This is a genomic window from Pseudomonas sp. FBCC-B35 (assembly GCF_059133755.1).
The window spans coordinates 4709989-4733593 of sequence record NZ_CP101439.1; the positions used below are offsets into that span (position 1 = coordinate 4709989).

Here is a 23605-nt window from a genome sequence, read left to right on the forward strand (position 1 = left end):
GCACCGCACGGCGACGCTCGACAAAACAGCGCTTCCCTATTGGCTGGTGAATTTTTATACTATCGAGTCCGCCTGCCCACTAATGGGCTGCACGCCTACCGCATTTGCTACTGAGGAAGACCATGGCCCGCGTAACTGTTGAAGACTGCCTGGAACACGTGGATAACCGTTTTGAGCTGGTCATGCTCTCGACCAAGCGCGCTCGCCAGCTGGCGACCGGCGGTAAAGAGCCACGCGTTGCATGGGAAAACGACAAGCCTACCGTCGTCGCCCTGCGCGAAATCGCCGAAGGCATCGTGACCAACGAATTCATCGCCGCTGAAGAAATTGTCACCGAGGATCCGGTCTTTGCCGCGTTCGAGGACGAGTCGAACGAGGCTGTCTGATTGATGCCCGGTCGACGTCGCGAGGCGCAAGGCCCCCTATCTCGGCAGGAGGCTAAGCCATGCCGGGTATAGAGGCCTTGGCCGAACGGCTGTCGACTTACCTAGGCCCCGAACAGGTCAACCTGGTACGGCGCGCCTACTTCTACGCCGAACAGGCGCACGATGGGCAACGTCGTCGCAGCGGTGAGCCCTACGTGACGCACCCGCTGGCCGTGGCCAGCATCCTTGCCGACATGCACATGGACCATCAAAGCCTGATGGCGGCCATGCTCCATGACGTGATCGAAGACACTGGTATTGCCAAGGAAGCCCTCAGCCAGCAATTTGGCGAGACGGTTGCCGAGCTGGTGGACGGGGTCAGCAAGCTGACCCAGATGAACTTCGAAACCAAGGCCGAGGCGCAAGCCGAGAACTTCCAGAAGATGGCCATGGCCATGGCACGCGACATTCGCGTGATCCTGGTCAAGCTGGCCGACCGCCTGCACAACATGCGCACCCTGGAAGTGCTGTCCGGCGAGAAACGGCGCCGGATCGCCAAGGAAACCCTCGAGATCTACGCCCCCATCGCCAACCGCCTGGGGATGCACACGGTACGCGTCGAGTTCGAAGACCTTGGCTTCAAGGCCATGCACCCGATGCGCTCGTCGCTGATCCATCGCGCCGTCAAGAGTGCACGGGGCAACCGCAAGGAAATCGTCGCCAAGATCGAGCAGTCGCTGGCCAACTGCCTGGCTGCCGACGGTATCGAAGGCGAGATCAGTGGTCGACAAAAACACCTCTATGGCATCTACAAGAAGATGCGCGGCAAGCGTCGCGCCTTCAACGAGATCATGGACGTGTATGCCTTCCGCATCATCGTCGACAAGGTCGATACCTGCTACCGCGTCCTCGGTGCCGTGCACAACCTGTACAAGCCGTTGCCAGGGCGGTTCAAGGACTACATCGCCATTCCCAAGGCCAACGGCTACCAGTCGTTGCACACCACCTTGTTCGGCATGCACGGCGTGCCCATCGAAATCCAGATCCGTACGCGCGAAATGGAAGAGATGGCCAACAACGGTATCGCTGCGCACTGGCTGTACAAGGCCAATGGGGATGAGCAGCCCAAGGGCAACCATGCCCGTGCCAGGCAGTGGGTCAAAGGCATTCTTGAATTGCAGCAGCGTGCAGGCAACTCGCTGGAGTTCATCGAGAGCGTCAAGATCGACCTGTTCCCGGACGAGGTTTACGTTTTCACGCCCAAAGGCCGCATCATGGAGCTGCCCAAGGGCTCCACTGCCGTGGACTTCGCCTACGCGGTGCACACCGACGTCGGCAACAGCTGCATCGCTTGCCGTATCAACCGGCGCCTGGCACCGCTCTCCGAGCCGTTGCAGAGTGGCTCGACGGTAGAGATCGTCAGCGCACCAGGGGCCCGACCCAATCCGGCCTGGCTCAATTTCGTGGTCACCGGCAAAGCGCGCACACATATTCGCCATGCGCTCAAGCAGCAGCGCCGCTCCGAATCCATCAGCCTGGGCGAGCGGCTGCTCAACAAGGTGCTGACCGGTTTCGACAGCGCGCTGGAACAGATTCCGCGCGAGCGCGTGCAGGCCATCCTCAGCGAATACCGCCTGGAGTTGATCGAAGACCTGCTCGAAGACATCGGGCTGGGCAACCGCATGGCCTACGTGGTCGCTCGCCGCCTGCTGTCTGCAGAAGGCGAGCAACTGCCGGCCCCTGAAGGCCCGCTGGCGATTCGCGGCACCGAAGGCCTGGTGCTCAGCTATGCCAAGTGTTGTACGCCGATTCCGGGCGACCCGATCGTGGGCCACCTTTCGGCGGGCAAGGGTATGGTCGTGCACCTTGAGAACTGCCGAAACATCAGTGAAATTCGTCACAATCCCGAGAAATGCGTCCAGCTTTCCTGGGCCAAGGACATCACTGGCGAATTCAACGTCGAATTGCGCGTAGAGCTGGAGCACCAGCGCGGCCTGATCGCCTTGCTGGCCAGCAGCGTCAACGCGGCCGATGGCAACATCGAGAAGATCAGCATGGACGAACGCGACGGCCGTATCAGCGTGGTCCAACTGGTGGTCAGCGTGCACGACCGCGTGCACCTGGCGCGTGTGATCAAGAAGCTGCGTACCCTGACTGGTGTAGTTCGCATCACCCGCATGCGTACGTAGTCCGCCAACCGCAAGGAGTCATCATGAGCAAGACCGTCATCAACAGCGACAAGGCCCCTGCCGCCATCGGCACCTACTCGCAGGCGATCAAGGCCGGTAACACCGTGTACATGTCTGGCCAGATCCCGCTGGACCCCAAGACCATGGAACTGGTCGAAGGCTTCGAGGCCCAGACCGTCCAGGTGTTCGAGAACCTCAAGGCTGTGGCCGAAGCAGCAGGCGGTTCGTTCAAGGACATCGTCAAGCTGAACATCTTCCTGACCGACTTGAGCCATTTCGCCAAGGTCAACGAGGTAATGGGTCGCTACTTCGAGCAGCCTTATCCCGCTCGCGCCGCCATTGGCGTAGCCGCGCTGCCAAAAGGCGCGCAGGTCGAGATGGACGCCATCCTCGTCATCGAGTGATGCCCCAGGCGGCGAGCATTGCCCTCGCCGCCCTCTCTCTCCTGAAAGGTTCCCGTCATGCGCATAGCTTTGCCTCTCACGCTGGCAGCCCTGGTTCTGGGCGGCTGCGCCAGCCACAAACCTGAAGACTTCAACGGCACCTGGATCAATCAGGACGCCATCACTGCGGCCGTCAAGCAAGGCAACCTTCGCCAGGCCCTGAACGAGCATGGCCCGGTGTTCGAGTGGAAGCTCGATGTTGCCACCCAGCGCGCCAGCTACAGCAATGGGTTCGAGGCCTCGGACGGTCAGCTCAGCGCCAATGACAAGCAGTGGCTGGCCACCTTCGAAGGCGGTGCCACCGAGCAATTGTCGCTGGACGGCGACGAACTGCAAACGGTCGACCAGCAGGGCGCCAAACAGCGCTTCGAGCGCGCCAAGACGCCCAGTGGCAACAATGCGCCATTGGGAAGCAGCTTCGAGCAGGCGCTGTATCAGGCCTGGCTCGGCGGCGCCTGGACGATCATGGAGGGCCCAGGCAAGGGTGCCAACGTGACGTTCAGCGACAGCGGCAACGTCACCGGCCTACCTGGTCCGGATCGCTTTGCCCTGTGCCTGGCCGGTGATTGCGCAACGATGGGCGGCAGCAATGACAGCCTATGGCTGGAGCGCAACCAGCGCGGGGCGCCATTCATCATCAAGCGCAATGGCAACCAGCTGGAAATCTTCCAGGCGGTAAACCGCGCCCAGCCGGATGAAATGCCGATGCTGGCCGCCGGCAAGCGTCAGTGGCTCCTGCAACACAACTGACCCTACCCGTCCAGTCAGCGCTCAGGTAGCACGCAGGCTACCTGAGCGTCAGCCAGGCGATCACTGCCCAAGGATTGCCCCGTAGCCTTCCTTGTAGCTGGGGTACTGCGGCGACCAGCCTAGCCCCCGTGCGCGGGCGTTGCTGCAGCGCTTGCTGCCCGTGCGACGCACTCGCTCCTCATCGGACCACTGCGTGACCCCCAACTGATGACGCAGCCAAGTTACGACGTCGGCCAGTGGCGCCGGGCTGTCGTCCACGCCGATGTAGCAATCGTCCAGCGCCTTGCCTTCGCTGTCGCATTGCAGCAGGAATGCCAGCAGACTGGCAGCATCGTCTACATGAATGCGGTTGCCATACAAAGGCGGTTGCTCGGCGACGCGATAACCCTGACGCACCTGACGCAACAGCCACTCGCGGCCTGGGCCATAGATGCCGGTCAGGCGAACCACGCTGGCTGGGACAGCACCGGATAACGCCAGCCTTTCAGCCTCGAGCATGATGCGCCCCGAGTAGCCGTCAGGTTCGGTGGCCGATTGCTCATCAACCCACTCGCCCCCCTTTTGCCCAAATACGCTGCTGCTGGATACGAACAAAAGGCGTCGTGGTCGTTGCCCTCGCTCGGCCAGCCAGCGCTGCACATGACGCAACCCCTGGACATACGCCGCCTCATAACCTGCCTCGTCATGCTGGCTGGCAGCCACGCAATACACCAGGTAGTCAGGTGCCTGCTCAGGCCAGGCGGCTGGAATGGTCGGGTCCGACAGATCAGCCGCGATCGGCACTACACCTTCAGGCAACTGCGCCACCGAACGGCGCAAACCGCTGACCTGCCAACCACGCGCTAGCATTTGTCGCGCGAGGCGACTACCGACGTCACCACATCCTACGATCAACACACTCAAGTCAGACATCTGAAGCCCTCTAGGGCCGATTACTCAGCCCGCCTGCAGGAGAAAAAGCAACAATATTACTTTTGTTAACAAGAATTACTTGCAATAATGGCGGCCAAATTGTTCTCGGCCTGCCTCGAGGCCTTGAAGAACGCTCACCCATCATCTTCATCAGGTCCGGCCAGCATGACACGTACCCAACCTTTCGCTTCGCCAACCCCATCGCGCGCCTGGCGCGCCACCGCTGCGCTGATTCTCAGCCTGGCGCTGGCCCCGGTCGCCATGGCCGATGAGCCCAATGCCACCGCTCCGGTAACGGCGCCGGCGGCCAGCGCTGCAGCGCCCGCTAGCGCTCCGGCCGGCGAAGCGGCACCGGGTACCGTCGCACCGGCTCCTGTTGCTGCAGACCCTAACGTGCAAGCCCTGGTGGAAGATACCTCGCTCGGCATGGCCCATGACCTGTCGCCCTGGGGCATGTACAAAAACGCCGATGTCGTGGTCAAGGCCGTCATGATCGGCCTGGCCATCGCCTCGATCATTACTTGGACCATCTGGATCGCCAAAGGCTTCGAATTGATGGGTGCCAAGCGCCGCCTGCGCGGGGAAATCGCCCGCCTGAAGAAATCGGCCAGCCTCAAGGAAGCCAGCGAAGTCTCCAACAAGGAAGGCACCCTGGCCCACACCCTGGTTCACGATGCGCTCGAGGAAATGCGCCTGTCGGCCAATGCCCGTGAAAAGGAAGGCATCAAGGAGCGCGTGAGCTTCCGTCTGGAACGACTGGTCCACGCCAGCGGACGTAACATGAGCAGCGGCACGGGCGTGCTGGCCACCATCGGCTCCACTGCGCCCTTCGTGGGCCTGTTCGGCACCGTGTGGGGCATCATGAACAGCTTCATCGGCATCGCCAAGACCCAGACCACCAACCTCGCCGTGGTCGCCCCGGGTATTGCAGAAGCGCTGCTGGCCACTGCACTGGGCCTGGTTGCCGCCATCCCCGCCGTGGTCATCTACAACGTCTTCGCCCGCTCTATCGCCGGCTACAAGGCGCAGGTGTCCGACGCGTCGGCCCAGGTACTGCTGCTGGTCAGCCGTGACCTGGACCATCAGGGCAGCGATCGCGCCGCCCCGCACATGGTGAAAGTGGGGTAAGCCATGGGCCTGCATCTGAACGAAGGTGGCGACGACCTCGCCGAAAACCACGAAATCAACGTGACGCCGTTCATCGACGTGATGTTGGTACTGCTGATCATCTTCATGGTCGCAGCGCCCCTTGCCACGGTCGACATCAAGGTCGACCTGCCTGCCTCGACGGCCAAGCCGGCGCCCAGGCCCGAGAAGCCTGTCTTCGTCAGCGTCAAGGCCGACCAGAAGCTCTATGTCGGTGATGACCCGGTTCCGGCGCCCGAGCGCCTTGGCCCGATGCTGGACGCCAAGACCAAGGGTGACAAGGACACCACCATTTTCTTCCAGGCCGACAAAGGCGTGGATTACGGTGACCTGATGGAAGTGATGAACAACATGCGCGCGGCCGGCTACCTCAAAGTCGGTCTGGTAGGTCTTGAGACGGCAGCCAAGAAATGACGAAGACGCGGCACAATCTGGCGCGTTACAGCGGCAGCCTGGCGCTCGTGCTGGGTGTCCATGCCGTCGCTGTGCTGCTCATGCTCAACTGGTCGGTGCCCCAGGCCATCGAGCTGCCCCCGGCAGCCATGATGGTCGAGCTGGCACCACTGCCGGAGCCTGCGCCACCACCTCCTCCCAAAGCAGTTCCCCAACCACCGGCGCCGGTCGAAGAACCCCCGCTGCCGAAGGTAGTGGAAGCCCCTAAACCCAAAATCGCCATTCCCAAGCCGCCCAAGCCGAAGGCCAAGCCACAGCCGCCCAAGCCTGAGAAAAAGCCTGAGCCGCCGAAGGAAGCGCCGCCTACCAAGGAAACGGTAGACGCACCACCCAGCAATACGCCGCCGCAGAAATCCGCAGCACCGGCACCGAGCGTCGCATCCAACAGCACCGCACTGCCGACCTGGCAGAGTGACCTGCTGCGCCACCTGGCGAAGTACAAGCGATACCCGGAAGACGCGCGCCGCAGAGGCTTGCAGGGCATCAATCGCCTGCGCTTCGTGGTCGATGCCGAGGGCAAGGTCGTGTCGTATTCACTGGCCGGGGGGTCGGGTAGCGCGTCACTGGACCGGGCGACCATGGAAATGATTCGGCGAGCGGGCAAGGTGCCCAAACCGCCGGCTGAGCTGCTGAACAACGGGACGATCGAAGTCGTCGCGCCGTTCGTGTACTCACTGGACCGCCGCTGACGCTTTTGTTTCTGTCACAAATCGGCAAGTCTGATAACGTGCGTCTATCGATTGCAGCCGCTATGCTGGGCTCGCAACTTCATGGACGCACGTTATGACCCTCACAGAACTCCGTTACATCGTCACACTCGCCCAGGAACAGCACTTCGGCCATGCAGCCGAGCGTTGCCACGTGAGCCAGCCTACCCTTTCGGTGGGTGTGAAGAAGCTCGAGGATGAGCTCGGCGTACTGATCTTCGAGCGCAGCAAGAGCGCGGTGCGCCTCACGCCGGTTGGCGAAGGCATCGTGGCCCAGGCTCAGAAAGTCCTCGAACAGGCTCAGGGCATCCGCGAGCTGGCCCAGGCCGGCAAAAACCAATTGACCGCTCCGCTCAAGGTGGGCGCGATCTACACGGTCGGCCCTTACCTCTTTCCTCACCTGATCCCACAGCTGCACCGCGTGGCACCGCAGATGCCGTTGTACATCGAGGAAAATTTCACCCATGTGCTGCGTGAGAAGCTGCGTAACGGTGAACTGGATGCGGTGATCGTCGCCCTCCCCTTCAACGAGGCCGACGTGCTGACCCTGCCGCTCTACGACGAGCCTTTCTGCGCACTGATGCCAGCCGACCACCCATGGACGGCGAAGAAAACCATCGATGCGGCATCGCTCAACGACAAGAGCCTGTTGCTGCTGGGCGAGGGTCACTGCTTCCGCGACCAGGTGCTGGAGGCGTGCCCCACCTTGAACAAGGGCGGTGAAGGCGCACGCCACACCACGGTCGAATCCAGTTCGCTGGAAACCATTCGCCACATGGTGGCCTCTGGGCTGGGGGTCTCTATTCTGCCGCTGTCGGCCGTGCACAGCCATCACTATGCACCGGGCGTGATCGAGGTGCGCCCGCTGACTGCACCAGCGCCATTTCGTACCGTGGCGATCGCGTGGCGCGCCAGTTTCCCGCGGCCCAAAGCCATCGAGATTCTTGCCGACTCGATCCGCCTGTGCTCGGTCGCCAAAACGCCCACTGAGCAAACTGCCTGAGCCATGAGTGAGTTGTCGAAGGTACCGGTCACGGTACTCAAGGGTGTCGGAGACGCCATGGCGCAGAAGCTTGCCAAGGTGGGCCTGGAGAACCTGCAGGATGTGTTGTTCCACCTGCCCTTGCGCTACCAGGACCGCACCCGCGTGGTGCCGATCGGGCAACTCCGGCCGGGGCAGGATGCGGTGATCGAGGGCGTGGTCAGCGGCGCGGACGTGACCATGGGCAAGCGACGTAGCCTCGTCGTTCGTCTCGGCGACGGGAGCGGCGTGCTGAGCCTGCGCTTCTACCATTTCAGCAACGCACAGAAGGAAGGGCTCAAACGCGGCACCCACCTGCGTTGCTACGGCGAAGCCCGGCCGGGCGCGTCGGGCCTGGAGATCTATCACCCGGAATACCGTGCACTGAACGGCGACGAACCGCCGCCGCCGGTCGAACAGACGCTTACCCCGATTTACCCGTCCACCGAGGGGCTCACCCAGCAACGGCTGCGCCTGCTCTGCCAACAGAGCCTCGCCCTGCTCGGGCCGCGCAGCTTGCCGGACTGGCTACCCGAGGAGCTTGCACGCGATTATCAGCTGGCCCCGCTGGACGATGCCATACGTTACTTGCACAACCCGCCGGCTGACGCCGACCTCGATGAGCTTGCCGAAGGCCACCACTGGGCCCAGCACCGCCTGGCATTCGAAGAACTGTTGACCCACCAGCTGTCGCAGCAGCGACTGCGCGAAAGCCTGCGCAGCCTGCGCGCGCCGGTGCTGCCCAAGCCCTCGCGCCTGCAGGACGAGTACCTGGCCAATCTCGGCTTCAAGCCTACCGGGGCGCAGCAGCGGGTCGCCAATGAAATTGCCTACGACCTCAGCCAGCACGAACCCATGCTGCGCCTGGTTCAAGGTGATGTGGGGGCCGGCAAGACCGTGGTTGCGGCACTGGCAGCCCTTCAGGCGTTGGAGGCGGGTTACCAGGTTGCGCTGATGGCGCCTACCGAGATTCTTGCCGAGCAGCACTACATCACCTTCAAGCGCTGGCTGGAGCCACTGGGCATCGAAGTCGCCTGGCTCGCTGGCAAGCTCAAGGGCAAGGCCCGGGCCAGTGCACTGGAGCAGATCGCCGTCGGTGCGCCAATGGTGGTGGGTACCCATGCCCTGTTCCAGGAAGAGGTCAAGTTCAAGCACCTCGCCCTGGCCATCATCGACGAGCAGCACCGTTTTGGCGTCCAGCAGCGCCTGGCCTTGCGCAAAAAGGGTGTGAATGGCGAGTTGTGTCCGCATCAGCTGATCATGACGGCGACGCCCATTCCGCGTACGTTGGCCATGAGCGCCTATGCTGACCTGGATACGTCCGTGCTGGACGAATTGCCTCCCGGGCGTACACCGGTCAACACGGTGCTGGTGGCCGACAGCCGCCGCTTCGAAGTGGTCGAACGGGTACGCGCTGCCTGCGCTGAAGGCCGTCAGGCCTATTGGGTCTGTACCCTCATCGAAGAGTCTGAAGAGTTGACCTGCCAGGCCGCCGAGAGCACTTACGAGGAACTTGGCAGCGCCCTGGGCGAGTTGCGGGTCGGGCTGATTCACGGGCGCATGAAACCGGCAGAAAAAGCCGAGATCATGGCCCAATTCAAAGCCGGTGATCTGCAACTGCTGGTTGCCACGACCGTGATCGAAGTCGGCGTCGATGTGCCCAACGCCAGCCTGATGATCATCGAAAACCCGGAACGCCTGGGGTTGGCCCAGCTGCACCAGTTGCGTGGGCGGGTGGGCCGTGGCAGCGCTGCCAGCCACTGCGTCCTGCTGTATCACCCGCCCTTGTCACAGGTGGGCCGCGAACGCCTGGGCATCATGCGCGAAACCAACGATGGCTTCATCATCGCGGAAAAGGACCTGGAGCTGCGCGGCCCTGGCGAGATGCTCGGCACGCGCCAGACGGGCCTGCTGCAGTTCAAGGTCGCTGACCTGATGCGCGATGCCGATCTGCTTCCGGCCGTTCGTGATGCAGCCCAGGCATTGGTGGCCCGCTGGCCGGAACATGTCAGCCCCTTGCTTGAACGCTGGCTGCGTCACGGGCAGCAGTACGGCCAAGTCTGACCCAAGTGGTCAATGGATCCAGCCTCCCGGCGAGGCTGGTTATACTTCGCTTTTAGGAATCAGTGGACACGGACCATGACTCAAGCTGCCTTGGACACCGCAACCCCACAAACACCGTCGGTTATCCGGTTGCTGCTCGACAAGCTCGGCGTCGCCTACCGTGAGGTGTTGGCACATTCACGCCCGCCGGCTCAGGCCTGTGTGCAGGCGGTGCTACTGGACGACGAGGTGGGCGCACTCATGGTGCTGCTGCCGCAAAGCCAACTGCTGGACCTGAGCCGGCTTACCGAGCTGACCGGCCGCACGCTCACCGCTGTGCCGGTGCCCCGCTTGCGCCAAATGCTGGAAAAACACCATCTCAAGGTTCTCCCGGGCATACCGGCGCTGACCAGCTCACCTTGCCAGTACGAAAAAAGCCTGCTCGAACCGGCGACCGTATTCATCCAGTCAGGCCAAGAGGGCCTGCTGCTGGCCATCGACCGTGACCCGTTCAAACGCCTGCTGAGCAAAGCCAGCGCCAGTGCCTTCGGGCAGGAGGTGCAGGCCATTACCCTCAACCTGGACCGCCCGGACGATGACACCCGCGAGATCAACCAGGCAGTTCAGGCCTTCACTGCGCGACGCATTCAGAAGCGGCTCGAAGAAACCATTGAAATTCCGCCTCTGGCCGATACCGCGCAGAAGATCATGAAGCTGCGTGTCGACCCCAATGCCAGCATCGACGATATCACCGGCGTGGTGGAAACCGACCCGGCACTGGCGGCGCAGGTCGTGAGCTGGGCGGCATCGCCCTATTACGCCTCGCCCGGCAAGGTACGCTCGGTCGAAGATGCGATTGTCAGGGTGCTGGGTTTCGATCTGGTGATCAACCTGGCCTTGGGCCTGGCGATGGGCAAGACGCTCAGCCTGCCCAAGGACCAGCCTCAGCAAGCGACGCCTTACTGGCAGCACTCTATCTACACGGCAGCTGTCATCGAGGGTCTCACTCGTGCAATGCCCCGTGCCGAACGACCCGAGGCAGGGCTCACCTACCTTGCCGGCCTTCTGCACAATTTCGGGTACTTGCTGCTGGCGCATGTGTTTCCGCCGCATTTTTCGCTGATCTGCCGGCACCTGGAGGTCAACCCACATCTATGCCACACCTATGTGGAGCGCCACCTGTTGGGAATCAGCCGAGAGCAGATTGGTGCCTGGCTGATGAAGCTGTGGGACATGCCCGAGGAGTTGTCCACGGCGCTGCGCTTCCAGCATGACCCCACCTACGACGGCGATTATGCAGCCTTTCCCAACCTGGTTTTCCTCGCCACCCGATTGCTTCGCTCACGGGGTATCGGTTCGGGCCCGAAAGAGGAGATTCCCGATGCATTGCTTGAGCGGCTCGGGCTTTCCCGCGACAAGGCCGAGGATGCCGTGAACAAGGTACTCGATGCCGAGGCCTTGCTGCGCGAGCTTGCCTCTCAGTTCGCGGCGCCGCACTGACTGACAGGGGCGCTAGCTCGGCCCCTGCGCGGTCAATGCTTCTTTTTTGGTTTCAGGTACTTCATCAGGCCCTGAAACCACATCACCAAAGCCGGGTTGCCCTTGATCTGGATCGCCTTGTCCTGGATGCCCTGCATGAATGCCAGCTGCTTGTTGCGCGCCTGCAAGGTAGTGAAGCCATAGGCAGCGTCCTTGAAGGCGATGGCGAAGGCAGGCTGCGCGAACGCGCCACTTTTGCTACGGATGCGTTCGTTGGCGACGATGAAATGACGGACGATCCTGCCATCGAGGGTCTGCATCTGGAATACCAGATCCTTGCCCTTGAGCTGCTGCTGGAAAGCCGGATTGTTTCGGCTTGCCCTGGCCATCAGCAGGCCCATGACCCAGAGAAGTAAGCGGAACTTCATTCAAGCGTCTCGTATAAAAAGTGACTGTGAGCGCCAGTTTATCCGCTTTATATGCTTTGCAGGGGCTCAACGAATCTTTTTTCGCATGCAACGGCAACGGGCGCTGTCAGCGCCCGTTCGATCGTCATGACGCTGACAGGCCTGGGTTATTTCGTCTTTTTGGCAGGCTTGGCAGGCACGTTGATACTGTCGCGCAAATTCTTGCCTGGCTTGAAGGCTACCGTGTTACTTGCCTTGATCTTGACGGGCTCACCCGTCTGCGGGTTTTTACCGGTCCGCGCCCCACGATGACGCTTCTCGAAGGTGCCGAAACCCACCAGCGTCACTGTATCGTTGTTCACAGCCTGGGTAATGCTTTCGAGGATCGCGTTCAGCACCTGGTTGGCCTGGTCTTTGGTCAGGTCGGTCTTCTCGGCGATGACAGCGGCGAGTTCTGGTTTGCGCATGATGATGAAGCCTCTTTGACGGGATTCTTGTTGTTATGCCGTGCCGCCTCGTGGGCAGCGTTCAAGGCGCCACAGGCTCTAAGCCGCAGCAGACGAGTGTGAGAATGGCACGCGCTTGAGTACCGCGCCAGTATCGGTACGGCCATAATGCATGCGCAAAAAAGGCATACACGACAGTTCGGGCGCCATTTACGCCATAACCGGTGGCAGCTGGCGATTGAGGGTCAGTCGTTCCATCACGGCATTGCCCGTAAGGGCGTACCCGATCAGCTGGCCATCGGCTGCATGGCAGAGCGCCTTGACGTCATTGCCCTCCCCCTCCGCCTGCCACGTCCCGACTTGTCCATTCGGTGGTGGCGAAACCACCAGAGGACAGGCAGGCGTCTTGACCGTGATGGGCATGGGCCCATAGCTGACGGCAGTGGGGGTGCCTGTCAGCGTCTGCGCCAGTGCTCGAACACCACTCATCAACGGCATGACGTACAGCAGGTTGATGCCGTCCACCTCGGCGCAGTCGCCCAAGGCGTGGATATTGGCATGAGAGGTACGCAGAAACCGGTCCACACGGATACCCCGCCCCGTCTGCAGGCCCGCTGCGGCAGCCAGGTCCGTTCGGGGGCGCAGGCCTACGGCCGACACGACCAGATCGCATGCGATGACCTGGCCGTCGGACAACTGTGCGCACACGCCGTCACCCTGGCGCTGCAAGCGCGTCAGCACGGGCCCGAGATGAAAACGAATACCGATACCCTGCAGCCCGCCCTGTACCGCCTGTGCCGCCGCCGGGTGCAACAGGGTGGGCATGATCTGCTCGCAGGGCGCGACCACGTCGACCTCGAAGCCGCCAAGACGCATGTCGTTGGCAAACTCACAGCCGATAAGACCGGCGCCCAGGATCAACACCCGCTGCTTGCCGTCAGCCGCAGCACGCAGGCGCGCGTAGTCTTCAAGGTCGTTGATCGGGAACATCAGGTCGCTGGCATCCCCTTCGACAGGCACGCTGATGGTCTGTGCACCCAGCGCCAGGACGAGGTCACGATAGGGCACTGCCTCCTCGCCGATCCACAGGCGCTTGTGGCCTGGGTCGATACCCGTTATGCGCGTATGCGTGCGCACCTCGACGTTCAATTGCTCGGCCATGGCGCCGGGCTCGGCCATGCACAACCCCTCGGCGTCCTTCTGCTTGGCAAAGCCGGTCGAAAGCATGGGCTTGGAATAGGACCGCCCATCATCGGCAGTGATCATCAGCACGGGTGTGAGCGCATCAAACTTGCGCAATTCCCGGGCGAGGTTGTAGCCCGCAAGCCCGGTGCCGATGATGACTATAGGAGGCGTCATAGGGGTTTCCTCGATCAACCGATGGCGATCATTTCAAAGTCGCTCTTGCCAACCCCGCAGTCCGGGCAGAGCCAGTCTTCGGGTACGTCTTCCCAACGCGTGCCGGGTGCGATTCCATCATCCGGCCAGCCATCGGCTTCGTCATAGATCAGACCGCAGACAATACATTGCCACTTTTTCATCGGAACGGGTTTCCTCGGTTCAGGCTCGGCTTGGGTTTGAACTTGCGGCCTCTTCACGGGCCAAGGTGCAATCGAAAGGCTTTGTAGCGGCCCTGCCGGCAGTATGCAAGCAGTCGGGGCATTCATGCTAAGCTCGCGGCCTCTTTGGTTGTAACAAGCAGACCGACGTGTCGTACCCAACCCCGCACGCAGCCGCTGTCGCGTGGCTAGCGTATCCACAGGTGCAGGCCAGCCTCGCCCCCTCCATGCTGGACTGGTTATTCGATGAGGGCTCGCTCACACGTCGGCTGACTCGACTGTCCGGCGACGATTTCTGCGTAACGCCACTGTTCGAAGGCTGGCAGCCGCTGCGCGAGGATGAATGCCTGGCCCTTGGTATCGCACCCGGCGCCCAAGGTTGGGTCAGGGAGGTGTTCCTGCGCGGGCATGGCCAGCCGTGGGTATTTGCCCGCAGCGTGGCCAGCCGTGTGGCGCTGGAACGTGGCGGCCTGGACCTCGAGTCGCTCGGCAGTCGCTCGCTGGGCGAGCTGCTGTTCTGCGACCGAGCGTTCACCCGCCACCCCTTGCAGGCATGCCATTACCCCGAAACCTGGCTGCCCGCTGAAGTCGCAAGCCCAGGCCTGTGGGGACGCCGTTCACGCTTCTCCCGAGATGGACTCGACCTGCTTGTCGCCGAAGTATTTCTGCCGGCGTTGTGGCAGGCGGCACGCGAGGATACCCGTTGATGTACGTGCAACTGCTCAAGTCGTTGAACCGCCTTCACCCGCGCGCCTGGGACTTTGTCCAGCTAAGCCGTATGGACAGGCCCATCGGCATTTATCTGCTGCTCTGGCCAACCCTGTCGGCGGTGTGGATTGCCGGTCAGGGTTCACCGACGTTGGCCAATGTGCTGATCTTCGGGTTGGGTGTGGTGCTCATGCGCGCCGCCGGTTGCTGCATCAATGATTTTGCCGACCGCAAAGTGGATGGGCACGTCAAGCGCACCGCCGATCGACCTTTGGCCAGTGGGCGTGTACGCCCACGCGAAGCGCTGACGCTGTTTGCCGTCCTGGTGGGCGTGAGTTTCCTGCTGGTGCTGTGCACCAACAGCGAAACCGTCTGGCTTTCGTTCGCGGCGGTCGCGCTCGCGTTCTGCTACCCCTTCATGAAGCGCTACACCTATTACCCACAAGTGGTGCTGGGCGCCGCCTATTCATGGGGCATTCCCATGGCCTTCACCGCGGCCGGAGGTGAGCTGCCGGCCGCCGCCTGGCTACTGTACATCGCCAATCTGCTGTGGACGGTGGCTTACGATACCTACTACGCCATGGTCGATCGCGACGATGACCTGAAGATCGGTGTGAAGTCCACGGCCATCCTGTTTGGCGAGGCTGACCGGGTGATCATCCTGAGCTTGCAGGGGCTTTCGCTGGGCTGCCTGATGCTGGCCGGCAGCAGCTTCGCCCTCGGCGGCTGGTTCTACCTGGGCCTGCTGGGCGCCGCGTGCTGTTTCGTCTGGGAATTCTGGTCCACACGCCGCCTGGACCGAGAGGCATGCTTCAAGGCGTTCCTGCACAACCACTGGGCCGGGTTGCTGGTGTTCATGGGCGTGGTACTGGATTACGCGCTGCGTTGAGCGGTGCGCTGAGGCGCGGTACCGCCTCAGCAAGGTCCGCGTGGTCCACACCGCATGGCGACCTGTTCAGGTGAGAGGCCGTGTGGCTAACCCATCAGGGTTTGGCAATGTGCCAGACGTCCTTGACCCCGTCACCGTGCCTGTCCCCCGCCTGCTTGTCCTTGACGAAGGTATACAGCGGCTTGCCGGCATAGGCCCATTGCTTGCTGCCGTCATCGCGCATGACCACGGTCCATTTGCCTTCGGCTGCCTGATCCTCGGCCTTGACCATCAAGGGCGGCCAATTGCTGGCACACTCGCCGTTGCACATCGACTTGCCACCGGTGTCCTTGTCGAAGGTATAGAGCGTCATGCCCTGGTCATTCACCCACATGCCCTCCTTTTCCATGGCCGGCTCGGCCAAGGCGATGCCCGGTAGCGAAAAGGCCGCGCAAAGGGCCATCCAGCTCAGCGTATGTCGTGTCATTGGATTCACCGTGTCGTGAGGAAAAGGTTCGGTTGCAGGCGCAACCGCCGCCCTGTGAAGCCTAGCCCAGTCATTGAATGTCGCGAGAACCGCCAATACCCTGTCACACAGCTGCAATAATTCCGTTATCTAATGCGGGGCCAAGACAGCGAATCCAGGAGAGGTTTTGAGCATGGCTGGCAGGAATATTCTGATCGTCGACGACGAGGCGCCCATCCGCGAGATGATTGCCGTGGCCCTGGAGATGGCAGGTTATGAGTGCCTGGAAGCAGAAAGCTCCCAACAGGCCCATGCCATCATCGTCGACCGTAAGCCGGACCTGATCCTGCTGGACTGGATGCTTCCCGGCACCTCGGGCATCGAGCTGGCCCGGCGGCTGAAGCGCGACGAGCTGACCGGGGACATTCCGATCATCATGCTTACCGCCAAGGGCGAGGAAGACAACAAGATCCAAGGCCTGGAAGTGGGTGCGGACGACTACATCACCAAGCCGTTTTCGCCGCGTGAACTGGTGGCCCGCCTCAAGGCAGTGCTGCGACGCACCGGCCCCAGTGATGGCGAGACCCCCATCGAGGTCGGCGGACTGCTGCTGGACCCTATCAGCCATCGCGTCACCATCGATGGCAAGCCGGCCGAGATGGGGCCTACCGAGTACCGCCTGCTGCAATTCTTCATGACCCACCAGGAACGCGCCTATACCCGCGGCCAGTTGCTGGACCAGGTCTGGGGGGGCAATGTCTACGTCGAGGAACGCACGGTCGATGTCCACATTCGCCGCTTGCGAAAGGCGCTGGGTGAGGCCTATGAAAATCTGGTACAAACGGTGCGCGGCACAGGCTACCGCTTTTCGACCAAGGTCTGACCTGAAACGCAGCTCTCGGCTCAAGGCCGTCGAATGGACGTGAACGCGCTACCGATCCGCTTCTGCGTGCAGGTTCGTACTTGCTGTTGATCGCTGGATTCGAAGGATCCCCAATTGAACCAGAACTGGCATGCGACCCTGATCCGCCACCTGCTGCTGTTGATCACCCTCTGCCTGATCGGTGGCCTGATCAGTGGCTACTATGGCTGGAGCCTGGCCATTGGCCTGGCCCTCTACCTGGGCTGGACGCTCAAGCAACTGCTGCGCCTGCATGCCTGGCTGCGCAATCACCAACCGGACGAAGCACCGCCTGACGGCTACGGCCTGTGGGGCGAGGTGTTCGACAGCATCTACCATCTGCAACGCCGGGATCAGCGTGTACGTGGCAGGCTTCAAGCAGTGATCGACAGGGTACAGGAGTCCACCGCGGCGCTACGTGACGCGGTGATCATGCTCGACAGCCACGGCAACCTGGAGTGGTGGAACCGCGCAGCCGAGACGCTCCTGGGCTTCAAGACACCCCAGGACGGCGGCCAGCAGGTCACCAACCTGGTGCGACATCCGCGCTTCAAGGAATACTTCGAAGCCGAGAACTATGTCGAGCCACTGGAGATTCCCTCACCCATCAACGATCGCATGCGGGTGCAACTGCACATCACACGCTACGGCAACAACGAGCACCTGATGCTGGTTCGGGACGTGACCCGCATCCACCAGCTCGAACAGATGCGCAAGGATTTCGTAGCCAACGTGTCCCACGAACTGCGAACGCCGCTGACCGTGATCGCCGGCTACCTGGAAACCCTGCTGGATAACGTCGAGGACGTGAACCCCCGCTGGCGTCGAGCGTTGCAGCAGATGAGCCAACAGGGCTCGCGCATGCAAACGCTGCTCAACGACCTGCTGCTGTTGGCCAAGCTGGAGGCCACCGACTACCCATCCGACAACCAGCCAGTGGCCGTGGACACCCTGCTCAATGCGATCAAGCAGGACGCGCAGGCGTTGTCCGGGCCCCGCAATCAGCGCATCACCCTGGAAGCCGAGCCAGGCATCTGGCTCAAAGGCAGCGAGTCGGAATTGCGCAGCGCTTTTTCCAACCTGGTATTCAATGCCGTCAAGTACACGCAGGACGAGGGCAGCATTCGCATTCGTTGGTGGGCCGATGCCCAGGGCGCCCATCTGTCGGTGCAGGACTCAGGGCCCGGCATCGATGCCAAGCACCTGCCACGGCTGACGGAGCGGTTCTATCGGGTGGATTCGAGCCGTGCGTCCCATACCGGTGGTACGGGCCTTGGGCTGGCCATCGTCAAGCATGTGCTGATGCGCCACCGCGGGCGCCTGGAGATCAGCAGCGTGCCAGGCCACGGCAGCACCTTCACCTGCCATTTTGCAGCGGCGCAACAGATCACGGGCACGGTTTGAGGCCGTTCGGGCCACTTTGCAGCACCGATCAATGGGCTGCCCTTTGCTTTTGCGGCCCTAGCCGCTACATTTGATCCCTTGCGCCGGCTGGAGCCGGCACTTTTCTCATCTTCAAGACGGATCCCGTAAAAACTCCATCATGGACCCTTCCCCTGGTATCAGCTTCACCTCCCTGTTCGCCGATTTCGGCATGATCATTTTTGCTTTGGTCCTGGTGCTGCTCAACGGCTTCTTCGTCGCCGCCGAGTTCGCCATGGTCAAGCTGCGCGCAACCCGCGTGGACGCCATCGCCGAGCAGCACGGCTGGCGCGGCAGCATTCTGCGCAAGGTTCACAACCAGCTCGATGCCTACCTCTCGGCATGCCAGCTCGGCATCACCCTGGCTTCGCTAGGGCTGGGCTGGGTGGGCGAGCCGGCCTTCGCGCACTTGCTCGAACCGCTGCTGGCCTACTTTGGCGTCGATACCCCCGAGCTGATCAAGGCCGTCTCGTTCTTCGTCGCCTTCTTCGTGATCTCCTACCTGCACATCGTGGTCGGTGAGCTGGCGCCCAAATCGTGGGCCATTCGCAAGCCGGAACTGTTGTCGCTGTGGACCGCAGTACCGCTGTACCTGTTCTACTGGCTGATGTACCCGGCCATCTACCTGCTCAATGCCAGCGCTAACACCATCTTGCGCATTGCCGGCCAAGGCGAACCCGGCCCGCACCACGAGCATCATTACAGCCGGGAAGAGCTCAAGCTGATCCTGCACTCCAGCCGTGGCCAGGACCCAAGCGATCAAGGCATGCGCGTGCTGGCATCCGCCGTGGAAATGGGTGAACTGGAGGTGGTGGACTGGGCCAACTCTCGCGAAGACATGGTCATCATTGATGCCCATGCCCCGCTCAAGCAGATACTGGCCCTGATCCGTCGTCACAAGTTCAGCCGCTACCCGGTGTACGACACCGAGCGTGAGGAGTTCACGGGCCTGCTGCACATCAAGGACCTGCTGCTCGAACTCGCCGAACTCGAGCACCTGCCAGAAACCATTGACCTGGAAGACCTGGCTCGTCCCCTGGAGCGCGTTTCCAGGCACATGCCGCTGTCCCAGTTGCTCGAGCAGTTCCGCAAGGGCGGTGCGCACTTCGTGCTGGTCGAGGAGGCCGATGGCAAGGTCATCGGTTACCTGACCATGGAGGATGTGCTGGAAGTGCTGGTGGGCGACATCCAGGACGAACACCGCAAGACCGAGCGCGGCATCCTGGCCTATCAGCCAGGAAAGCTGTTGGTGCGCGGCGATACCCCGCTGTTCAAGGTCGAACGCTTGCTGGGCGTGGACCTGGACCATATCGAGGCAGAAACACTGGCCGGCCTGGTCTACGAAACGCTCAAGCGCGTACCGGAAGAAGAAGAAGTGCTCGAGGTCGAAGGGCTGCGCATCATCGTCAAGAAGATGAAAGGCCCCAAGATCGTGCTGGCCAAAGTGCTCAAGCTGGACTGAGCTTATAAAACCCCTGGCTCGGTCCAGCCCTGATCAGGGGTTGCCTGCGGTGTAGTCGGGCAGCCCACTGATCGGCCGGTCGAACCGATAGGGAATCGACTCGAGCGCCAGCCCCACGTTGCGCTGAACCACGAAGTGCAGATGGGGCCCGGTGCTGTTACCCGTGTTGCCCGACCTGGCCAGCACCTGCCCTTGGCGCACACGCTGCCCAGACGCGACCACGATCGACCCCCTCATCAAGTGCAGGTACACCCCCATGGTGCCGTCAGGGTGCAGGATGCGGACAAAGTTGCCCGAGGGATTGTCCCCTCGCCCGCTCTGCTCGCTACGCGTGCTCACCACCACCCCTTCGCGTGCCGCCACAATGGTCGTGCCTTCGGGCATGGCGATGTCCATTGCATAGCGCCCTTTGGGCCCGAAGTGGCTGAACCTGCCATTGGGCCCCTGGGTCACCCGAAACGGCCCACCCACCCATGGAAACGCATAACGATAACCTTGCGGGCGCTTGCCGGGGTCGCCCATGGCTTGCAGCAGCGTCGAACGGTAGTTGAGCAACTTGCCTGGCTGTCCCCGGACGATGCTGAGTACTTGCGTCGATCGCGGCGGCAACAGACGCCGCACGGTTCGCGGCGCATCGCCACCCTGCGCATTCACCAGATTATCCAGGCGCAGTTCCACCTGCACCGCGACTGGCAATTCGTTGCGGGCCGAGAAGCTCACACCGCCCTGAAACACGATCGCGTTGAGGCGCACGTCGTGTTCGTTGATTTCCACGGTGGACTCATCCACGACCGTGGGCTTGATGCCCGGGCCGGGTCGCTGCGCATAGGAAACCCTGCCCGTTTCGTCGGTGACGGGGTGCAGTGTCACCCCCAGGCTAGAGGCGCTGACCAGGGTTAACGTACACAGCAGCAGAAAGCGCAGATGCATGATGATGGCTTTTTGACAGTGGAGGACCTGTCCAAGCCTAGCAGCAGGCACCCTGTTCACCATGACAGTTGGTCGGATGCTGCTGGCCAGCTTGCTGTTGCGGCGGCCCGTCAGGCCCCTGGCGTGAAATGCTTCTGGGCAGTGCCGCGGGCGATCAGGCGGGACAGGTAATCCAGCTTCTGGGCGTCTTGATCGACGAACTTGAACGTCAATTGCAGCCAGTCGCTGTCCGGCTTGGGCTCGAAGGCCGCCACCGCGTGCAGATAACCGTTCAAACGCGCCACCTCTGCGTTTTCGCCCTGCTCCAGGTTCAGCACAGCGCCTTCGAGTACCTGCGGCAGTGTCTCACTGCGCCGCACGACCAGCAGGGCTTCCTTCAGGCTCAACGCCTTGATCACGCAGGCCTGCATGCCGCTCGCCAAACGCAGCTGGCCCTGGCCGCGACCGCTGGGTGCGGGTGTCGCTGCGCTGGGTTTGGCAGGGGTGGCGGCCACCTTGGTTGGAACAGGTGCTGGCGCAGCCACCTTGACGGCTTCGGGCCGCCCAGCCGTCAGGGCGTTGAGCGAGTCATTGGCGAACGCGGCATTGGCCCGCGCAGGCCCTGGGCTCATGAGGCTGTCGAGCTTGCCGATCTTGGCCAAGGCCTTCTTTACCTTGGTCAGCAACTGCTCGTTGGTGAACGGCTTGCCGACGAAATCCGACACGCCGGCCTGAATCGCCTGGATGACATTTTCCTTGTCGCCACGGCTGGTCACCATGATGAACTGAAGGCCCTTCAGCTCAGGTTGCTGACGGCACCAGGTGAGCAGCTCCAAGCCCGACATTTCCGGCATTTCCCAGTCGCACAGCACCAGGTCGAACGCTTCCTTGCCCAACAGGGCCATGGCCTTGCGACCGTTGACGGCATCCTCCACGGTCATGCCAGGAAACGCGTTGCGCAGGCACTTACGGATCAGGTCACGGATAAATGGCGCGTCATCCACCACCAGCACATTCACTTTACTCATCGATACTCCTTCTGAACCCGACTAGCCTACTGCCATTTGCTGGCCACTTGCTACCACCTGTGTGTTACGCCGGGTCATCTACAGCCGGTCGATGGTCTCTGGCACCTCCAGGCGGACTAACGAAAACGCCCGGCACAAGCCGGGCGCCGATGCTCGGAGAGAACTTTATTTATCGTCCGCCTCGGCTGGAACATTAGGTATTTCACCATCGACACTGGCTCGACCCTGCACCTCCGCGGTCATGCGCTTGAGGCCCATGTGGCGTACATCGGTGCCGCGCACCAGGTAGATCACCAGTTCGGAGATGTTGCGTGCATGGTCGCCGATGCGCTCCAGCGAGCGCAGGACCCAGATGACACTCAGCACACGGGAGATCGAGCGGGGATCTTCCATCATGTAGGTCACCAGCTCGCGCAAGGCTGTCTTGTATTCACGGTCGATGGTCTTGTCGTATTGAGCCACCGACAAGGCCAGGTCGGCATCGAAGCGGGCGAAGGCGTCGAGTGCGTCGCGCACCATGTTGCGCACCTGATCGCCGATGTGCCGAACTTCTACATAGCCCCGCGGGGATTCACCCTCCTCGCAGAGCTGGATGGCCCGCCGGGCGATCTTGGTCGATTCGTCACCGATACGCTCAAGGTCGATCACCGATTTGGAGATGCTGATGATCAGGCGCAGGTCCGATGCCGCCGGCTGGCGACGCGCCAGAATGCGCAGGCATTCCTCGTCGATGTTGCGCTCCATCTGGTTGATCTGCTCGTCGACCTCGCGCACCTGCTGAGCCAGGCCGGAATCGGCCTCGATCAGCGCAGTGACCGCATCGTTGACCTGTTTCTCGACCAGCCCGCCCATGGCCAGCAGGTGACTGCGAACCTCTTCGAGCTCGGCGTTGAACTGCTGGGAAATATGATGCGTCAGGCTTTCTTTGTTGATCATGCTGTGGCTCCGCGAAGCTGCTGGCTGCGAGCTTCAAGTCGTTCGAGGCGTGCCCCTGCCTGCGCCGAGTGCCTCCACCCGGCGAGCAGCAGTGCGCGGTGCTTCTTCAGCCGTATCGGCCAGTGATGTAGTCTTCGGTCTGCTTCTTGGCGGGGTTGGTGAACAGGGTATCGGTGTCGCCGAATTCCACCAGTTTGCCCATGTACATGAAGGCGGTGTAATCCGATACCCGGGCCGCCTGCTGCATGTTGTGGGTCACGATGACGATGGTGAACTTGGTTTTCAACTCGTAGATGAGCTCTTCGACCTTGAGCGTGGAAATCGGGTCCAGCGCCGAGCAAGGCTCGTCCAGCAACAGGACCTCGGGCTCTACCGCGATGGTGCGTGCGATGACCAGGCGCTGCTGCTGCCCACCGGACAGACCCAGCGCCGACTCGTGCAGACGGTCCTTGACTTCGTCCCACAGTGCCGCGCCCTTGAGGGCCCACTCTACGGCCTCGTCCAGGACCCGCTTTTTATTGATGCCTTGAATCCGCAGGCCATAGACCACGTTCTCGTAGATGGTCTTGGGGAAGGGGTTGGGTTTCTGGAACACCATGCCCACGCGGCGACGCAGCTCGGCTACGTCCTCGCCCTTGCGGTAGATGTCATGGCCGTACAGGTTGACGGCGCCTTGCACACGGCAGCCGTCTACCAGGTCGTTCATGCGGTTGAAGGTGCGCAGCAAGGTGGACTTGCCGCAGCCGGACGGGCCAATGAACGCCGTCACGCGCTGCTTGGGAATATTCATGCTGACATCGAACAGGGCCTGCTTGTCACCGTAGAACAGGCTCAGCCCAGGCACTTCGATGGCAACCGTTTCCTCGGCCAGGCGCAGGCCCTGTTTGCTGCGGCCCAGGGCGGACATGTCGATGCCGTGGTTAGGCGGTTGTTGCTGCATGGTCTCACTCCATTGGGAGCTGCCGGCGTATGGCCGCCAGTAGCA

The 23605-nt window shown here is 62.1% G+C and carries 25 protein-coding genes; 15 read left to right on the plus strand and 10 right to left on the minus strand.

Annotation, left to right across the window (positions count from 1 at the left end):
• Positions 1–122 precede the first annotated feature (122 nt).
• The 4 genes from rpoZ to NMB38_RS21525 are packed head-to-tail and all read left to right on the plus strand — an operon-like array spanning position 123 to position 3747.
• Positions 123–386 carry a DNA-directed RNA polymerase subunit omega gene (gene rpoZ, locus NMB38_RS21510; RefSeq protein ID WP_012312123.1) on the plus strand — a complete coding sequence of 88 codons (264 nt, stop codon included), beginning with the start codon at positions 123–125 and terminating at the stop codon, positions 384–386.
• 59 nt (positions 387–445) lie between these two features.
• Positions 446–2554, plus strand: a complete 2109-nt coding sequence (gene spoT, locus NMB38_RS21515) for a bifunctional GTP diphosphokinase/guanosine-3',5'-bis pyrophosphate 3'-pyrophosphohydrolase (RefSeq protein ID WP_027913364.1) — start codon at positions 446–448, stop codon at positions 2552–2554.
• A 23-nt stretch (positions 2555–2577) separates the two neighbouring features.
• The gene (locus tag NMB38_RS21520) at positions 2578–2958 is read left to right on the plus strand and encodes a RidA family protein (RefSeq protein WP_009684531.1); all 381 of its coding nucleotides are present in this window, start codon (positions 2578–2580) and stop codon (positions 2956–2958) included.
• A 57-nt stretch (positions 2959–3015) separates the two neighbouring features.
• Positions 3016–3747 carry a hypothetical protein gene (locus tag NMB38_RS21525; RefSeq protein ID WP_027913363.1) on the plus strand — a complete coding sequence of 244 codons (732 nt, stop codon included), beginning with the start codon at positions 3016–3018 and terminating at the stop codon, positions 3745–3747.
• A 60-nt stretch (positions 3748–3807) separates the two neighbouring features.
• Here NMB38_RS21525 and NMB38_RS21530 read toward each other — a convergent pair whose 3' ends face one another.
• Positions 3808–4659, minus strand: coding sequence for an SDR family oxidoreductase (locus tag NMB38_RS21530; protein WP_027913362.1), 852 nt, complete (start codon positions 4657–4659; stop codon positions 3808–3810).
• A 165-nt stretch (positions 4660–4824) separates the two neighbouring features.
• On the opposite strand from NMB38_RS21530, the gene exbB reads away from it, so the two are divergent.
• From exbB to NMB38_RS21560, 6 genes are all read left to right on the plus strand, one after another.
• A complete protein-coding gene (gene exbB / locus NMB38_RS21535) occupies positions 4825–5787 on the plus strand; it encodes a tonB-system energizer ExbB (RefSeq protein ID WP_028686778.1) in 963 nt (320 codons plus the stop codon).
• A gap of 3 nt (positions 5788–5790) precedes the next feature.
• Entirely contained in the window at positions 5791–6219 is a 429-nt protein-coding gene (gene exbD, locus NMB38_RS21540; RefSeq protein WP_027913360.1) for a TonB system transport protein ExbD, read from the plus strand.
• A complete protein-coding gene (locus tag NMB38_RS21545; protein ID WP_027913359.1) occupies positions 6216–6947 on the plus strand; it encodes an energy transducer TonB in 732 nt (243 codons plus the stop codon). The genes exbD and NMB38_RS21545 overlap by 4 nt, the downstream gene beginning before the upstream one ends.
• 94 nt (positions 6948–7041) lie before the next feature.
• Positions 7042–7968: a hydrogen peroxide-inducible genes activator gene (locus NMB38_RS21550; RefSeq protein WP_023532770.1), complete on the plus strand. Its 927-nt coding sequence runs from the start codon at positions 7042–7044 to the stop codon at positions 7966–7968.
• Positions 7969–7971: 3 nt separating this feature from the next.
• Positions 7972–10050: an ATP-dependent DNA helicase RecG gene (gene recG, locus NMB38_RS21555; RefSeq protein WP_027913358.1), complete on the plus strand. Its 2079-nt coding sequence runs from the start codon at positions 7972–7974 to the stop codon at positions 10048–10050.
• A 75-nt stretch (positions 10051–10125) separates the two neighbouring features.
• Entirely contained in the window at positions 10126–11529 is a 1404-nt protein-coding gene (locus NMB38_RS21560) for an aminoacyl-tRNA deacylase and HDOD domain-containing protein (RefSeq protein WP_027913357.1), read from the plus strand.
• A gap of 32 nt (positions 11530–11561) precedes the next feature.
• Here the strand turns inward: NMB38_RS21560 and NMB38_RS21565 are convergent, their stop codons facing one another.
• From NMB38_RS21565 to NMB38_RS21580, 4 genes are all read right to left on the minus strand, one after another.
• Positions 11562–11936, minus strand: a complete 375-nt coding sequence (locus tag NMB38_RS21565; RefSeq protein ID WP_028686779.1) for a hypothetical protein — start codon at positions 11934–11936, stop codon at positions 11562–11564.
• Positions 11937–12082: 146 nt separating this feature from the next.
• On the minus strand, positions 12083–12382 hold the full coding sequence (locus tag NMB38_RS21570) for an HU family DNA-binding protein (protein ID WP_023532344.1): 300 nt from the start codon (positions 12380–12382) through the stop codon (positions 12083–12085).
• Between the two features lie 189 nt (positions 12383–12571).
• On the minus strand, positions 12572–13720 hold the full coding sequence (locus NMB38_RS21575; protein WP_027913355.1) for an NAD(P)/FAD-dependent oxidoreductase: 1149 nt from the start codon (positions 13718–13720) through the stop codon (positions 12572–12574).
• Positions 13721–13734: 14 nt separating this feature from the next.
• Complete coding sequence (locus NMB38_RS21580) at positions 13735–13902, minus strand: rubredoxin (RefSeq protein WP_023532601.1); 168 nt, start codon at positions 13900–13902, stop codon at positions 13735–13737.
• A gap of 167 nt (positions 13903–14069) precedes the next feature.
• Between NMB38_RS21580 and NMB38_RS21585 the strand changes: the two genes are divergently transcribed.
• Both NMB38_RS21585 and ubiA read left to right on the plus strand, forming a co-directional pair.
• Positions 14070–14627, plus strand: coding sequence for a chorismate--pyruvate lyase family protein (locus NMB38_RS21585; protein ID WP_027913354.1), 558 nt, complete (start codon positions 14070–14072; stop codon positions 14625–14627).
• Positions 14627–15517 carry a 4-hydroxybenzoate octaprenyltransferase gene (ubiA, locus tag NMB38_RS21590; protein ID WP_028686782.1) on the plus strand — a complete coding sequence of 297 codons (891 nt, stop codon included), beginning with the start codon at positions 14627–14629 and terminating at the stop codon, positions 15515–15517. The genes NMB38_RS21585 and ubiA overlap by 1 nt, the downstream gene beginning before the upstream one ends.
• A gap of 94 nt (positions 15518–15611) precedes the next feature.
• Here the strand turns inward: ubiA and NMB38_RS21595 are convergent, their stop codons facing one another.
• Positions 15612–15983 carry a COG4315 family predicted lipoprotein gene (locus NMB38_RS21595; RefSeq protein ID WP_028686783.1) on the minus strand — a complete coding sequence of 124 codons (372 nt, stop codon included), beginning with the start codon at positions 15981–15983 and terminating at the stop codon, positions 15612–15614.
• A 172-nt stretch (positions 15984–16155) separates the two neighbouring features.
• Between NMB38_RS21595 and phoB the strand changes: the two genes are divergently transcribed.
• The 3 genes from phoB to NMB38_RS21610 all read left to right on the plus strand — a co-directional run bounded on the left by phoB (position 16156) and on the right by NMB38_RS21610 (position 19747).
• Positions 16156–16845: a phosphate regulon transcriptional regulator PhoB gene (gene phoB / locus NMB38_RS21600; protein WP_023532543.1), complete on the plus strand. Its 690-nt coding sequence runs from the start codon at positions 16156–16158 to the stop codon at positions 16843–16845.
• A gap of 114 nt (positions 16846–16959) precedes the next feature.
• On the plus strand, positions 16960–18267 hold the full coding sequence (gene phoR, locus NMB38_RS21605; RefSeq protein ID WP_027913351.1) for a phosphate regulon sensor histidine kinase PhoR: 1308 nt from the start codon (positions 16960–16962) through the stop codon (positions 18265–18267).
• Positions 18268–18406: 139 nt separating this feature from the next.
• On the plus strand, positions 18407–19747 hold the full coding sequence (locus NMB38_RS21610) for a hemolysin family protein (RefSeq protein ID WP_027913350.1): 1341 nt from the start codon (positions 18407–18409) through the stop codon (positions 19745–19747).
• A 33-nt stretch (positions 19748–19780) separates the two neighbouring features.
• Here NMB38_RS21610 and NMB38_RS21615 read toward each other — a convergent pair whose 3' ends face one another.
• The 4 genes from NMB38_RS21615 to pstB form a co-directional block, all read right to left on the minus strand.
• Positions 19781–20677 carry a M23 family metallopeptidase gene (locus NMB38_RS21615; protein ID WP_027913349.1) on the minus strand — a complete coding sequence of 299 codons (897 nt, stop codon included), beginning with the start codon at positions 20675–20677 and terminating at the stop codon, positions 19781–19783.
• 110 nt (positions 20678–20787) lie between these two features.
• Positions 20788–21684 (minus strand): response regulator, encoded by an 897-nt coding sequence (locus NMB38_RS21620; RefSeq protein ID WP_345956464.1) that lies wholly within the window; start codon positions 21682–21684, stop codon positions 20788–20790.
• Positions 21685–21849: 165 nt separating this feature from the next.
• Positions 21850–22620 (minus strand): phosphate signaling complex protein PhoU, encoded by a 771-nt coding sequence (gene phoU / locus NMB38_RS21625; protein WP_027913347.1) that lies wholly within the window; start codon positions 22618–22620, stop codon positions 21850–21852.
• A 106-nt stretch (positions 22621–22726) separates the two neighbouring features.
• Positions 22727–23560 (minus strand): phosphate ABC transporter ATP-binding protein PstB, encoded by an 834-nt coding sequence (pstB, locus tag NMB38_RS21630; protein WP_028686784.1) that lies wholly within the window; start codon positions 23558–23560, stop codon positions 22727–22729.
• Positions 23561–23605 lie beyond the last annotated feature (45 nt).